Origin of the sequence: Blautia sp. SF-50, assembly GCF_900101315.1 — a bacterium.
Taxonomy (GTDB): domain Bacteria; phylum Bacillota; class Clostridia; order Lachnospirales; family Lachnospiraceae; genus Blautia_A; species Blautia_A fusiformis.
This window is the reverse complement of sequence record NZ_FMUW01000005.1, coordinates 1-14,373: the sequence shown is the minus strand read 5'-3', so window position 1 is coordinate 14,373 and position 14,373 is coordinate 1. Positions and strand designations below refer to the sequence as shown.

Annotated in this window: 10 protein-coding genes and 1 riboswitch; of the genes, 4 read left to right on the top strand and 6 right to left on the bottom strand. The window is 46.2% G+C overall.

All coding sequences use genetic code 11. From position 1 onward, the window contains the following. Positions 1 to 30: 30 nt before the first annotated feature. The 3 genes from BLP57_RS04405 to BLP57_RS04395 all read left to right on the top strand — a co-directional run bounded on the left by BLP57_RS04405 (position 31) and on the right by BLP57_RS04395 (position 5,002). Positions 31 to 1,836, top strand: coding sequence for a sensor histidine kinase (locus BLP57_RS04405; RefSeq protein ID WP_092069688.1), 1,806 nt, complete (start codon positions 31 to 33; stop codon positions 1,834 to 1,836). A gap of 1 nt (position 1,837) precedes the next feature. Next, on the top strand, positions 1,838 to 3,445 hold the full coding sequence (locus BLP57_RS04400; RefSeq protein ID WP_021652212.1) for a response regulator transcription factor: 1,608 nt from the start codon (positions 1,838 to 1,840) through the stop codon (positions 3,443 to 3,445). Between the two features lie 183 nt (positions 3,446 to 3,628). Further along, complete coding sequence (locus BLP57_RS04395) at positions 3,629 to 5,002, top strand: sodium-dependent transporter (protein ID WP_021652213.1); 1,374 nt, start codon at positions 3,629 to 3,631, stop codon at positions 5,000 to 5,002. Between the two features lie 179 nt (positions 5,003 to 5,181). Here the strand turns inward: BLP57_RS04395 and BLP57_RS04390 are convergent, their stop codons facing one another. Together BLP57_RS04390 and BLP57_RS04385 are read right to left on the bottom strand one after the other, a co-directional pair. After that, positions 5,182 to 8,574, bottom strand: coding sequence for a DEAD/DEAH box helicase (locus BLP57_RS04390; RefSeq protein ID WP_092069685.1), 3,393 nt, complete (start codon positions 8,572 to 8,574; stop codon positions 5,182 to 5,184). Positions 8,575 to 8,776: 202 nt separating this feature from the next. After that, positions 8,777 to 10,207: an aspartate ammonia-lyase gene (locus tag BLP57_RS04385; protein WP_092069682.1), complete on the bottom strand. Its 1,431-nt coding sequence runs from the start codon at positions 10,205 to 10,207 to the stop codon at positions 8,777 to 8,779. A gap of 397 nt (positions 10,208 to 10,604) precedes the next feature. Between BLP57_RS04385 and BLP57_RS04380 the strand changes: the two genes are divergently transcribed. Then, a complete protein-coding gene (locus BLP57_RS04380) occupies positions 10,605 to 11,051 on the top strand; it encodes an Lrp/AsnC family transcriptional regulator (protein WP_021652217.1) in 447 nt (148 codons plus the stop codon). A gap of 574 nt (positions 11,052 to 11,625) precedes the next feature. Here the strand turns inward: BLP57_RS04380 and thiE are convergent. From thiE to BLP57_RS17780, 4 genes are all read right to left on the bottom strand, one after another. Continuing rightward, positions 11,626 to 12,267, bottom strand: a complete 642-nt coding sequence (gene thiE / locus BLP57_RS04375; protein ID WP_015526321.1) for a thiamine phosphate synthase — start codon at positions 12,265 to 12,267, stop codon at positions 11,626 to 11,628. 16 nt (positions 12,268 to 12,283) lie between these two features. After that, the gene (locus BLP57_RS04370; RefSeq protein WP_092069679.1) at positions 12,284 to 13,186 is read right to left on the bottom strand and encodes a hydroxyethylthiazole kinase; all 903 of its coding nucleotides are present in this window, start codon (positions 13,184 to 13,186) and stop codon (positions 12,284 to 12,286) included. Next, entirely contained in the window at positions 13,149 to 13,703 is a 555-nt protein-coding gene (thiW, locus tag BLP57_RS04365; protein WP_015526323.1) for an energy coupling factor transporter S component ThiW, read from the bottom strand. Before thiW ends, BLP57_RS04370 begins: the two co-directional genes overlap by 38 nt. A 141-nt stretch (positions 13,704 to 13,844) precedes the next feature. Next, a complete protein-coding gene (locus tag BLP57_RS17780; protein ID WP_092069676.1) occupies positions 13,845 to 14,024 on the bottom strand; it encodes a hypothetical protein in 180 nt (59 codons plus the stop codon). An 18-nt stretch (positions 14,025 to 14,042) separates the two neighbouring features. Beyond that, a riboswitch (TPP riboswitch) is annotated at positions 14,043 to 14,145 on the bottom strand. Between the last annotated feature and the right edge of the window lie 228 nt (positions 14,146 to 14,373).

Here is a 14,373-nt window from a genome sequence, read left to right as displayed (position 1 = left end):
TGTAGCCAATAAAACCAGAGGGGGGATTCCATGATAGAAAATCTGAAAAAAAAGGTGTTTCACTTATTTTTAGGAATCAGTCTGAAACGCAGGCTTTTTATTACATATCTGCTGCTCAGTTCTCTGATACTCATGCTTACTTCCGTGTTTTTTTATACTGCATCCAAAAAAGTACTGATCAAGCGTGCCGCACTTTCCAGTCAGCAGCAGCTATCCCTGATCACCAGCAACCTTGGAGAAAAGATCGATAATATATCAAACTATGCCATCACCCTTTCCATCAACAGCAATATCGCCGATGTTTTAAAAGAAAATCCCACAGTTCCCGAAAACACACTGGAACATTTTCTGGTAAATTCCGAGCTTACAGACCAGGCCCAGCGTATCATCGGACTTCACAAAAACATCTATGCCTGGGATATCCTGGATACAGAAAACCACTGGTTTCACAGCAGTACCACAGAAACAGATCAGCTTGATTCCATTTTAGGTCCCGAAGTCCTTGACAGCCTTCAGACTAATCTGGCCTTTCAGTTTCTCGGACCCTTCCAGATAAGTGGGGAGCCAACCTTTGTAGCCTTAAAAAGTATTACAAACATTGATAACACCAAATATCTGGGCGCCCTGGTCCTTCTGATCAGAGAAACAAATATTTCCTCTGCATTCCGCGACCTTCCGGACAGCTCTTCCAGGGATTTCTATATTACTGATGAAAATGGACAGATACTTTCCTCTTCTTCATCCGGAGGTATTTATAAAGACTTCTCATCCTATACAAAAATCAGTTCAGAGAATTATAAAACCCTGACAGAAACCGACAGGCAGTTTTTTTCCGTAGACGGCACTGACACTCTTTTTATCTGCAAATCCTATCCTGACCTGAACTGGAATGTGATCAACCTGATCCCTCTGAAAAGCCTGCCTCTGGATCATATGGTGATCCTGCACAACATTCTTCTGATCAGCATTGTGGTGTTCATTTTATCTGTATTCTTTTCCATATTATGTACAGGTACTGTCACCGCACCTATACAGAGACTTGTAGAAAAAATGAAATCTGCATCTGCCGGAAAGCTGAATATTTCTGCCAGTTACTCTTCAAATGATGAACTTGCAGTTCTCTATAACCAGTTTAACCTTATGATGCAGAAGATCCAGACATTACTTAACGATATCTATGAGGAACAAAATGCCAAACAGAAAATGGAAATACGTCTTTTACAGTCCCAGATCAATCCCCATTTTCTTTATAATACTTTAAACACCATCAAGTCTCTCATAGAAATTGATATGAATGATACCGCAGTAAAAGCAGTGTCTGCCATGTCATCTTTCTACAGAAACTCTCTTTCAAAGGGACAGTTTATCATTCCTCTGCGCCAGGAGCTGCTTCTTACAGAACAGTATCTTTATATCCAGAATCTGCGGTATATGGATTTTGTTGATTACGAGATCACCTATGAGCCATCCTGGGAGGATCATGGGGCAGAGATACCCAAGCTGACCATACAGCCTGTTGTGGAAAATATTTTTGTCCACGGACTTACCAGCCAGATGTGCCATATTCACTTAAACGTTTCTATCAGAAATGGCACCATCTGTATTTCTGTTTCTGATAACGGTTCCGGTATCCCGCCGAAAAAACTTGCCGAGCTTAACCGTTCTATCAGAGACTTCAAAACTGCCCGACATTCTTTCGGGCTTCCAAGTATCAACCACAGGATTGCTCTTCTCTACGGTGAGAATTACGGACTTACCATCGAAAGTTCACCTGAAAAGGGAACCACTGTAACCATAGTAATACCTGACAAAAATCTGATCGAGGGGGAAATATAAAGTGAAAACACTTGTAATTATTGACGACGAAGTTTTTTTCAGAAAATCTCTGATCAATTTTCTTGAAAAACAAAACCTTTATAACATTGCAGGGGAAGCTAATAACGGACAGGCCGGAATCCGGCTTATTGAAAATGTTAAACCCGATATTGCCCTTGTGGATATATCCATGCCGGTTATGAGCGGTCTGGATATGATCGCAGCTCTTGGAACAGACTGTCATACCAGGTTCATCCTTTCCACAGGATACGAAGATTTTGACTATGCCAAAAAAGCCATCTCTCTTCAGGTCCGCGGATACCTCCTGAAGCCATTGGATCACCGGGAGCTTATGGAGACACTCCAGAAAGTAAGTGACGAGATCGATCAGGAAAATTCCAGAAACAGTTATGTGAATAATTATTTTCAGTTCCGCGATCTGTATACACGGCAAATGCAGCTTAATTTCTTCCAGAAGGTGATCAGCGGAACAACCATTTCCCCGGATGATCTGGAAAAAATTCCGATTCATAAAACTTCCGATTATCTTACCATTCTTATGGAGATCCACAATGCCAATCCGGAAATATGGGATGAAAAAGGTGATTTTTCTCTGCTCCACACCATCCTGGAAAATATATGCAGGGAAATCTTACAGCCTGTGTGCAAAGAGCTTATTTACATTGACTATTCTCAGATGAGACAGTATATCATCATGGAAAAAAGCTCTGATTTTTCTTTTACCGATCTGGAACAATCCTGTCTCAGACTTGCCGGGATATATGATAATATCGCACAGATTTCCACTTTTTTCTGCTGTGGAACACCTCATGAAGGCGTGGAAGGAATCCGCTATTCCTATGAAGAGGCTCTTTCTGTTTTTCATAACAGAACTGCGTCTTCTTCCGGATTTCTTTATTTCACGCCCCAGTCCCATTCCGGTGATTTTACATTAAAGCCTCTGGTTTATAATGATATCCTGATCTTTCTGCGCCAGCAAAATTCACCGGCTCTCTGTAAATATATTGATGAATATTTCAACGATATCATCACCAAAAAAATCCATATCCGGCAGACCTGGAGTGTAGCTGCTGCTTTTCTTACTGTACTTGACGGTTTTATCACGGAGTGCAGTCAGCGTGAAACGCTTTTTCCTCTTCTGGAAAACGCCCTGAATACTTACCAGAACTGCCAGAGTGCCCTGCAGTTAAAACAACTGCTCCAGTCTACCTGCAAGGCAGTTCTGGATTCTCTTGCTGATGAAAAAAATCCGCGGAAGTCAGCTCTTGTATCCCAGGTTCAGGAATATATCTGTCTGAATTTTAATCAGCCGGATCTTCGTCTTGAAACCATTGCTTCCCATTTTTTTGTCAATCCCCAGCATCTCTCTGCTGTATTCAGTCAGGAATCCGGAGTTACACTTACCTCATATATCAATGTCTGCCGCATGAAAAAAGCCAGACAGTTTCTTCTGGAAGACAGCCCTTCCATTCAAAATGTAGCTTCTTTATGCGGATTTTCTGATTCCGGATATTTCAGCAAATGTTTCCGGAAATATTACGGAATCTCTCCAAAAAACTTTGTATCCCTGACTGAAAAGAACAGTTATCCAGGTTCTATCGGCATATGATCTTCATTTAATTAAAGCGTAACGTTTCACCGCTTCATCTCATTAAAATTACATTTTACTCTAACATATGTTTTATGTAAAATGCAAGTTCTTTTTATTGTGCAATATCCCGGAATGTGTTAAGATAAAACCTGCGACTTTATACAAATAGCAGTTTACCATACTGCAATAATGAGGTGAGTTATGAAAGAAAGAGAAAAACTTGGATCCCGTCTGGGATTCATTCTGATTTCTGCTGGCTGTGCCATCGGAATCGGAAACGTCTGGAAATTCCCTTACATGGCCGGACAGGGCGGTGGCGGCACATTCGTACTGTTTTACCTGATCTTCCTGGCCCTTCTTGGACTTCCTGTTATGACTATGGAGTTTTCTGTTGGACGTGCCAGCCAGAAGAGTCCTGTCAAAGCATATTACGCACTGGAAAAACCAGGACAGAAATGGCACATCCATGGATATATCACTCTGATCGGATGTTATCTCCTGATGATGTTTTACACCACTGTTACAGGCTGGATGCTGAATTACTTCTATATGACAGCCACCGGTAAATTCCAGGGACTTGATTCCGACGGTGTTGCAGGACAGTTTACCAACATGCTTGGCCAGCCCGTTACTATGGGATTCTGGATGATCGTTGTTGTTATTGCAGGTGTTTTTGTCTGCTCCCGCGGTCTTCAGAACGGCCTTGAAAAAGTTACCAAGGTTATGATGATCTCTCTTCTGGTGATCATGGTTGTTCTTGCCATCAACAGTTTTACCATGGATGGTGCCAAAGAGGGACTGAAATTCTACCTGATCCCGGATTTCGAGCGTATGAAAGAGATCGGTATTATTTCTACCATTACCGGTGCTATGAACCAGGCATTCTTTACTCTCAGCCTTGGTATCGGTGCTATGGCTATCTTCGGAAGCTACATCGGAAAAGATCATGCACTGCTTGGTGAATCCATGAATATTGCGCTTCTGGATACTTTTGTTGCGATCACCTCCGGACTTATTATTTTCCCGGCATGTTTCACATTCAATGTTGACCAGACTTCCGGACCGAGCCTGATCTTCATCACACTGCCGAATATTTTCAACCACATTCCGCTTGGAAGACTGTGGGGAAGCCTGTTCTTCATCTTTATGTCATTTGCAGCTTTCTCTACCATCCTGGCTGTATTTGAAAATATTATTTCCTGCGGTATGGAGCTTACCGGCTGGAGCCGAAAAAAATCCAGTCTTGTAAATGCCATCGCCATCATCCTTCTGTCTCTGCCATGCGTACTTGGATACAATGTATGGTCCTGGGACTGGCTCAAGGTATTCGGCGGCGCAATTCTCGACCTTGAAGATTTTCTGGTAAGCAACATTCTGCTCCCGCTTGGTTCTCTTGTATACCTGCTTTTCTGTGTTTCCAAACGGGGCTGGGGCTGGGAAAACTTCACAAAAGAAGCCAACACCGGAAAAGGCATGAAGATCCGGAAATGGATGCGCGGATACATCACTTATATCCTGCCGCTGATCATTCTGTTTATCTTCTTCTTTGGTCTGTACGACAAGTTTTTTGCATAAAATAAAACACCCCTGACGGATATCGTATGTGATTTACACACGCGATTTCCATCGGGGGTGTTTTTGTTGAGTCAGGCGGATATTCACAGCCTGCATTCTTCCCGATACAAGCAAGTCCCCTCACCGCGTATTGCTTTTCGTAATTGAAGCAGGGAACTTACTTGATTCGGTTAAGAATTTTACCTGCCTAGCAGCTCCAGTACTTCCTCTCTGCTGATCAAAGCCTGGCCGATTCCCTCGCCGCTTAAGATCTCATCAGCCAGTTCCCGTTTTCTTTCCTGAAGAGCCCGGATTCGTTCTTCTATGGTGTCTTTCATAAAGAGGCGGTAGACACTGACAACGTTCTGCTGACCGATGCGGTGGGCACGGTCTGTTGCCTGATTCTGCACGGCAAGATTCCACCAGGGATCGTAGTGGATCACAATATCAGCTGCCGTAAGATTCAGGCCTGTTCCTCCTGCTTTCAGAGAAATGCAGAAAACAGAAGTATCATCCTCATTAAATGCATGTACCATCTGCGCCCGTTTTTCCTTGGAAGTCGATCCGGTCAACATATAAAAAGAAACTTTTGCTTTTTTCAGACGGACAGCCAGCACATCCAGCATGGTAGTAAACTGGGAAAAAAGCAGGATCTTATGTCCGCCGTTCACCGCATTCTGAACCAGCTCCATGCACATCTCCAGCTTGGAAGAATTCCCTTTGTATCCTTCATATACCAGCCCCGGATAACAGCAGATCTGCCGAAGCCTTGTGATCTCTGCAAGGATCTGCAGTTTTGAAGTACGAAATTCCGCATCGGACTGCATTCCAAGCATCAGGCGGAGCCGTTCCGTATGGGCCTCATACAGCTCCTTCTGCTCGCTTTCCAACGGGGAAAACATATCTTTTTCCAGCTTATCCGGAAGATCCTTCAGCACATCCCTCTTCAATCTCCGCAGCACAAAAGGACGGATCATTTTCTGCAGACGCTCCATCGCATCGGAATTGCTGTACTGCACAGCTGGAAGCTCTATTTCCTTGCGGAATTTCTCATAAGAATACAAAAATCCCGGCATCAGAAAATCAAAAATACTCCACAGCTCACTAAGCCTGTTCTCCACCGGTGTACCGGTCAGCGCAAGCCTGAATTCCGACCGAATCTCTTTCACAGCCTTTGCCACCTGAGTTCCGTGATTCTTGATATACTGCGCCTCATCAATGATCTGCACAGCAAAATCCAGGTTCTGATAAGCCTTCAGATCCCGTTTCAGAAGGTCATAGGAGGTGATCAGAACCTCTCGTTCTCCCGCATTTTTGATCAGTGCTTTCCTCTCCTTCACATCACCTGTCACAACGGTAGCCGGAAGTCCCGGCGCAAAACGTTCGATCTCGTTCATCCAGTTAAACACCAGCGAAGCAGGCGTTATCACAAGGGCACGTCTGTTTTCTCCCGGCGCAGATTCCTGAAATTCTGACCAGAGAAATGTGATCACTTGGAGGGTTTTTCCAAGTCCCATATCATCTGCCAGGATCCCTCCAAACTGATTATGCTTCAAAGTTTTGATCCAGTAAAAGCCCTCTTTCTGATAGCCCCGGAGGATTTTTTCCTGCTCCCTGGGAATCTGAAATTTATGTTCTTCCATTGTCTGCATGTTCCGGATCAACGCACGAAAGGCATTGTCCTTCTCTACCTTGATCAGATCGCCGCCCTTCAGCTGACTGTCCAGATACATAGCACGATAGGCCGGAACCTGAGTCTTTCCTTTTTTCAGTTCACGATCACTGATCTGCAGTCCATTTTTCAGAGCAGAAAGCTCCCTGAGCTGACCATCGGAAACATCCAGAAAGCTGCCATCCTTCAGGCGGAAATATTTTTTCCTGCGATCGTACCTGGAAAGAATATCAAAAAGCTGCGCCTGATCCATCCCCTCCACATCCAGATCCAGGTTCAGAAGTCCGGCTGACAGAGAAACGCCAAGACGGATGTTTGGCAGCTTTGTCACCCGCATCTGTTTGATGGACTGGGAAATATAGACAGCTGCAACTTTCTGCATGGCGGGGATCCCTTCAGTAAGAAGCTGGTAGAGCTTTTCTTCGGAAGCTTTCACACTGTCGGGCTTCCCTGAACCTTCCCTGCACAAAGATTCCAGTTCCTCGGCACGACAATCCAATGCCAGCTCCATCCTCTGTGCATCATATCCGTTAAAATATTTTGACAGCAGCGCAAACACACCAAGCTCTCCCGGAATATCCCTGGTGCGGGCAGACACATCTCGGTCAAAAATCGAAAATTTATCCTTCCCGTAAACAGAAAATGCCTTACAGGTGATCCAGTCACGCTCCGGCGCATCCAGATAGATCTCATATGCAGCCTTGTAGCATTCAAGACCTGTTTCTTCCGAGAAATCCCTGAGATCACAGTGAAAAAATTTTTTCAAGGAAGGAAGCAGCTCACGCACAAACGCAGGCACATCCGGTTCATCAATAAAGCCTCGGCCTGCAGGAAGCCGCTCCAGACAGGTAACAAATTCCTCCACTGCTCCAAGCTCCTGCCTGGAAACCAGATATACCTTCGCATTATCAAAATACATATGATACCGTATGCCTGTCACACTGTATACCGGCGCGATCTCAAGAGATAACCCCTGATCCTTCTTCCGGATCATCAGCGTCCTGTCCGGAATTTCTCTGACAGAATGCCATGTTGTCTCCGGATCATTGTTCATTTTGAACTTGAAACTTTTTTCGCCAAGTATAAGAAGCAGATCCTCAAGTTCTTTTCTGTCAACGGTAAGATCCCTCACCTTTTCCACAGCTATATTCTTCAGCTGTTCATATCTGGACATGTAAGTGCCGTGATGATTCTCGACCCATTCCCGGATAAAGGCCAGCACGCTTCTGGATCCTTCTGAAAAGGCTTCATCGGAATGGATAAATTCCAAATTTTTTCCATAAGAAACCTTCTCATTATGATCCAGATTCCACACAAAGGCCAACACGTCCTTGAGGATATATTTTTTCTCACAGCCAACGCGGAATTCCACGGTAAAACAATTTCTCACAGAATTAAATTTCAGGCAGGTTTCCAGCTCCACCCTGCCAAAATACAGATCCCCGGAAAACGGAAGCATACGGCTGTATAGCTGGCGATTAAGGAGGCTTTTCAGCTCAACGGTGGTTTTCGTTGCAGGCTGCCCTGGTCCGGATAAAGCAGCCGGAAATGCTGTTCCGCTGAATAACTCTGCCTGCTTCTGTTCCTCATCCTGCTGTCTGCGGATTTCCACACGCTCATAGGCCTTACGGTCTCCATATTCCAGAAGCACTGCCACGCAATGCTTGCAGATCCCGGAATAGCTGCGAAAGGCCGGGCAGTCACAGTATGCTTCTTTTATGCGGTCCGCTTCTGTATCATACTGAAAGCCTGTATTGTATACATTACGCCCACTTCCCTTCACTGCTGCAGATATTTTATCCACAGCTCCTTCCGACTTAATATCCAGCGACTGGATCCTCTTTCCGGTACGGTAAATATCAAGACCTCTCTGATATGCCGTTGTATTACAAAGTGCCCGTATGGCTGTTCGTTTAAGCATGCATCTTTCCCTTCTTTTCTTATCGCGTTTCTTCCATTATAAAAGGAGACCTGCACTGTGACAAGTCTCCTTATAGTACTCATTGATATCTCATTCCTGATCTGCCTATAGCATTTCCATAAAATCCCGCATCAGGTTCAGCTGCTCTGAAATGAATTGCTGCATCAGACGTTCCCGTCATACGTTGGTACAGATAACTTTCTCAGCAGGCTTTCCTTCTTGCTTCATCCTCTTTCCGCTCTTCTCCGACTTCTGTCATCAGATACGGATCCAGAACCTCTTCCAGCTCTTTCTCAGTCATGATCCCTTGTTCCAGAACAAGTTCCCGGACAGACTTGCCAGTTTTTACTGCAGTTTTTGCGATGGTTGCAGACGCCTTGTAGCCAATATGCGGGCAGAGAGCCGTTGCGATTCCTGCACTGCTTTCCATCAGGTCTTTGCAGTGTTTGCGGTTTGCGGTGATTCCTGTGATGCAGTTTACGATCAATGTATCCACTGCTTTTTCCAGAGTCGTAATGGATTCAAAAAGATTACAAAATACAACCGGCTCAAAAGCATTCAACTCCAGCTGTCCGGCTTCTGCCGCCATGGTAATGGTGGTATCATGTCCTACGATGTGGAAAGCAACCTGGCTTACTACCTCCGGAATGACCGGATTTACCTTACCTGGCATGATGGACGACCCATTCTGCTTCGCCGGAAGGTTGATCTCCCCAAATCCGGTTTTCGGGCCGGAGGACATCAGTCGAAGATCGTTGCACATCTTGGAAAGATCCACCGCACAGGTTTTTACCACACCAGATACGGCAACAAAACCGTCCAGATTTTCTGTTGCATCAAAAAGGTCCTCAGCCTGTTTCAGCGGATAGCCTGTAAGCTTTTCCAGATTTGGCACGATCTTATAAAAATAAGAATCGGACACGTTGATAGCAGTTCCCACTGCAGTTCCTCCAAGGTTTACAGTGTACATTTCCCTGTGAGCCTTTTCGATACGTTTCCGGTCTCTGGAAACCATGGACGCATAACCGTGGAACACCTGGCCAAGACGGATCGGAACTGCATCCTGAAGCTGTGTACGTCCCATAGTGATCACATCATCGAACTGCTCTGCCTTTTTTGCAAGCTCCTTCTCAAGTCTTACCAGTGCTTTTTCCAGAGGTGCAAGAAGATCCAGAACGGTAAGCTTACCGGCCGTCGGGATCACATCATTGGTGGACTGTGCCATGTTTACGTGATCATTTGGATGGACCATTTTATAGCTTCCCTTCGGACATCCGAGGATCTCACCGGCTCTGTTTGCGATCACCTCATTCATATTCATATTTGCGCTGGTTCCGGCACCACCCTGAATGGCATCTACGATAAATTCCTCAGCCAATTTTCCTGCGATCACTTCATCACAGGCTCTGACAATGGCGTCTGCCTTATCCTCCGGAAGAAGCCCTGCATTATTATTAGTGATAGCTGCTGCTTTTTTAATCTGTGCCAGGTTCCTGATAAATACCGGATGAAGCTTTGTACCTGTAATAGGAAAATTCTGTTTTGCCCTTAAAGCCTGAACTCCGTAATAAGCCTCTGCAGGCACTTCCATAGTTCCGATCGAATCTGCTTCCAGTCTTGTTTCTGTTGTCATTTTGTCATCCCTCTTCTTTCTTCTGATCCTGTGCACATCTGATTTGCTCCGCCCTCTGATCTTATTTTTTCAGTCCGACGGATATTCACTGTTTACAAATCATTCTGTTATTTTCATTTTTATCAGCAGCTGTTTTTCTGATGCCTAAGAAACTAACACTTTCTTTGTAGCTTGTAAATACTTTTAATGGAAAACCACGATTATCCGTGTTTTTCAATAGTTTACATTAATCTTTTTAAGAATTTCTTTTATTTTTCTTATTTTTATTAAGTCGTTTCTTGTGTTGTGATAACACACGCAGTATAATCAATACAGAAAAACATATTTTCAATCCACTTCCCTACGCAGCTCTGTACCAGTTACAAATAACATTTTTCATCGAAAGGATACATTCTACATGGAACACAAACTCGACAACATCGACCGAAAGATCATCGAAATGCTTCAGAAGAACGCCCGCACTCCGGTAAAGGAAATCGCAAAGGAAGTCTTCCTCTCATCCCCCGCTGTCTCCGCCAGGATCGAACACCTCGAAAAAAACGGGCTGATCACAGGCTACCACGCCCAGATCAACCCAGTATTTCTCGGTTATCATATAAAAGCATTCATCAACCTGGAAGTAGAACCCAACCAAAAAAAAGACTTCTATCCCTTCATCCAGTCCATCCCAAACGTCATCGAATGCAACTGCGTCACCGGCGATTACTCCATGCTCATCGAAGTAGCCTTCCGCTCCACCATGGAACTGGACCACTTCATCAACGAACTCCAGCAGTTCGGCCGCACCAAAACACAGATCGTATTCTCCACCAGCGTAGAACACAGAGATCTGCCGGTGGAGTAACCCCCACCGGCATTTTTTATAAACCATATCACATCGCTCTACCAGCCGACAGCGAAGCGCCTCGGCCAGCCTACCGTCAGACAACCGGAAACTCAGCCTTTCCTCCCAGCTATCCAGCGCAGCGCTGATAGCTCATCCATCTCCCGGCAAACCACAAGGAAACTCAGCCTTTCCTCCCAGGCATCCAGCGCAGCGCTGATGCCTCATCGCATTCCCGGCAGACCACTCAACCCAACATTTACACCCAAACTCCCGAGCAGCCACCCTCCCCTGACGCCTTGAAAAACCAGCCCGTGAGGCGTGTGCTGCCTGTCGCCGGACTCTGCAGGAGGGGAGCTGATTCTTGGCTGGCGGAAATCTGCGTTGTTTTTCAAAAGTCCGCTGTCTGAGCGGCTGCAAGACGCGAGTTCGGACTTTTGGAAAACGGTTTTAGCAGAATTCCGGCAGCCTAGAAGCCAGCCCCCGACGAAGCCCCGGCGACAGGCAGCACACGCCTCACGGGCGTCCGTATTTCAACAAAAAAAGAACAGCAATGAACCTCAAATCCACCACTGCTCTTCACTCATGTCCTAAATCACTTTCCCATCAAAGCAACAATCTTCTCCTTCAGCTCCCGCGCATTCTTCTTCGGATCCTCCGCCTTCATGATCGCAGAAACAACCGCCATACCACTCATACCGGCGCCCTCAAGCACATCCATATTCCCGGCATTCAATCCCCCGATCGCAACCGCCGGAATCGGAACCGCCTCACAGATATCCTTCAACGTAGAAACCTTGGTAAGGATCGTCACCACCTTAGTAGTAGTAGGATAAATCGCCCCCACACCAAGATAATCCGCACCATCCTCATAAGCCTTCACAGCAGCCTCCACCGTCTTGGCAGTAGCCCCCACGATCTTATCCGGTCCCATCAGCTTCCTTGCCACAGCAACCGGAATATCAGAAGCCCCAACATGCACACCAGCTGCATCACAGGCCAGCGCCACATCCACGCGATCATCAATGATCAGTGGTACATTGTAACGATCTGTGATCTCCTTCACCTTAAAAGCCTTATCCAGATACTCACGTCCACCCTTATTCTTCTCACGAAGCTGGACCAGAGTCACACCACCCTTACAGGCCTCCTCAACTGTACGGAGCAAAGACTCCTCCGTATGATAAGAACTATCCGTTACCAGATACAACGTTACATCCAAATCTTTTCTGTCCATCCTAATTCCCTCTTTTTCAGTACATTTCAATCTTCAACAGATCCAGCAGCTGCCGATCCGAAAGCCCATAAATCTCATCCAGCAGATTTACCTGAAAACTTCCCGGACCGCGGGAAATCTTCTCCGCTTCCTCACCGGCGATACCCATAAGTGCAGTACCAAGAACTGCCGCAGCCAGATAATTCCCGGATCTCTCATTTAATCCTATCTCACCGCCAGACCAGACACCTGCCTCTATACTGTCCGTCATCTCTTTCGCAATATTATCTTCGCGCCCCGGCAAAAATGCCGCAGTCAGTGCACCAACCATACAACCGGTTCCTGTGATCCCGGACAGCGCCGCACTACCATTTTGCACCAGAACAACCCGTTCACCATCCGTAACAAAATCCTGTTTCCCGGTTGCCAGCACGATCGCCTGATTATTTCTGGAAAAAGCCTTAAGCACCTCACTGACTCCATCGATATTTTCCTCAGTCAGGGCATCCTCGACACCCGCATCGATCCCGATCGCATGGGACGGCAGCCCGGAGACAGCAAAAAGCTCTGACATATTTCCCTTCAATACCGCCGGATGGCCGATGCTTAAAAGCTCTCTCGCCAGATCCAGCCTGAGATCACTGCATGCAACCCCTACCAGATCCAGAAGAACCGGGATCTTTTTTTCCATCGCAGTTCTCATAGAACGCTTCATTGACTCGATCCTGGCATCGGTAATATTCCCGAGATTCAGCATCAGCGCACCAGCCGATGCCGTAATATCTGCCACCTCTGCCGGATGCTCTGCCATGATCGGCCTTGCACCCACTGCAAGGATCACGTTGGCACAATCATGGATCGAGATCGGATTGGTGATACAATGAATCAGCGGCTTTTTTTCTTTAATTAGCTTTCGCAGTTGTAAAATTCTTTGTCTCATATGTTTTTGAACCCAAAGCTGCCTGGAATTTCACCAGAAGACCTGCTTTACTCAGAGCCTTCAGGAAAATATAGGCAACACATCCTCCCATTGTGGTTGCTGCAAGGAACATCGGCGTATAATAAAATGCTGTCAGTCCACCTCTTCCCATCAGGAATGCCATCACCGGATAAGAAACCATAGACCCGATGATACCCGTTCCAAAGATCTCACCGATCACCGCACAGATGATCTTGCCTTTGGAAAGTCTGTAGAACACACCTGAAAGGAACGCGCCAAATACTGCACCGGTCAGTGCAAGTGGCGGGATTCCCATAAACATCATACGGATCACGCCGATCATGGTCGCACAGAGAAGAGAGTACCACGGTCCCATCAGAACCGAGCATACGATATTGACAAGATGCGCCGTGGGGCACATTCCCTCAATCCTCAGGATCGGTGAAATAACGACACCGATCGCAACCATCATTGCCAGCATTACCATACGAAGCGTGTGCATCCTTTGTTTTTCCATTGTGTTTTCCTCCCTGAAATATCAGGCAGATCCCTGTCAGATCCCGGGCAAAAACTTCCCGTCTGCTGCAGTCTGCCCTTAGATTTTGGCGGTCGAAGTTCCCTTACTTCCTCTCACTCCGAAAACACGGATTCCCATCGCTTACATGATCCTTCCGGAAAAATCCTCCGGAATATCACTCCCCTGCCAGACATTAAGGCGCTCCCCTTCCTGCCCGCTCGCCGCAGAAGCTCCACATGCAGTCTCTGTCACCTTCATATCCGCAACACATTGCCGGATCATCCCAGTTCCATCCCTGCATCGAAAAAGAGCGCATCCCATGGCAAACTCCACGGAGACACGCTCTTATATCACAATCCCTCCGTTGGCATTACCCAAATCAGGTACGGTCGAAGATCTATCTTCCTCTCAGCCTGTCACACAAGCTCCCGCTGGCTCTTTTCTTTTCTGTTTTTCAATATAGCACACACCTATCCCGTTGTCAAACCTCCACTGCTTATTGCTCTTTGCACTCCCGCCGGAAACGTTACTGTTCACTCCGTTCTCAGCAACACGCTTCGCGATGCACAGAATTTATGCTAATCGCATAAATTCGCGCGGTATGTCTCGGGTTTTCTGTGACCTTCGCTCACAAAAAACACCTCGCGGAATATTACCAGTGAACAGTAAC

Coding starts and splice junctions, on each gene's coding strand:
- BLP57_RS04380 (WP_021652217.1), top strand. CDS start 10,605: ATGGAACACAAACTCGACAACATCGACCGAAAGATCATCGAAATGCTT.
- thiW (WP_015526323.1), bottom strand. CDS start 13,703: ATGGAAAAACAAAGGATGCACACGCTTCGTATGGTAATGCTGGCAATG.
- BLP57_RS04390 (WP_092069685.1), bottom strand. CDS start 8,574: ATGCTTAAACGAACAGCCATACGGGCACTTTGTAATACAACGGCATAT.
- BLP57_RS04395 (WP_021652213.1), top strand. CDS start 3,629: ATGAAAGAAAGAGAAAAACTTGGATCCCGTCTGGGATTCATTCTGATT.
- BLP57_RS04385 (WP_092069682.1), bottom strand. CDS start 10,207: ATGACAACAGAAACAAGACTGGAAGCAGATTCGATCGGAACTATGGAA.
- BLP57_RS17780 (WP_092069676.1), bottom strand. CDS start 14,024: ATGGGATGCGCTCTTTTTCGATGCAGGGATGGAACTGGGATGATCCGG.
- BLP57_RS04405 (WP_092069688.1), top strand. CDS start 31: ATGATAGAAAATCTGAAAAAAAAGGTGTTTCACTTATTTTTAGGAATC.
- thiE (WP_015526321.1), bottom strand. CDS start 12,267: ATGGACAGAAAAGATTTGGATGTAACGTTGTATCTGGTAACGGATAGT.
- BLP57_RS04370 (WP_092069679.1), bottom strand. CDS start 13,186: ATGAGACAAAGAATTTTACAACTGCGAAAGCTAATTAAAGAAAAAAAG.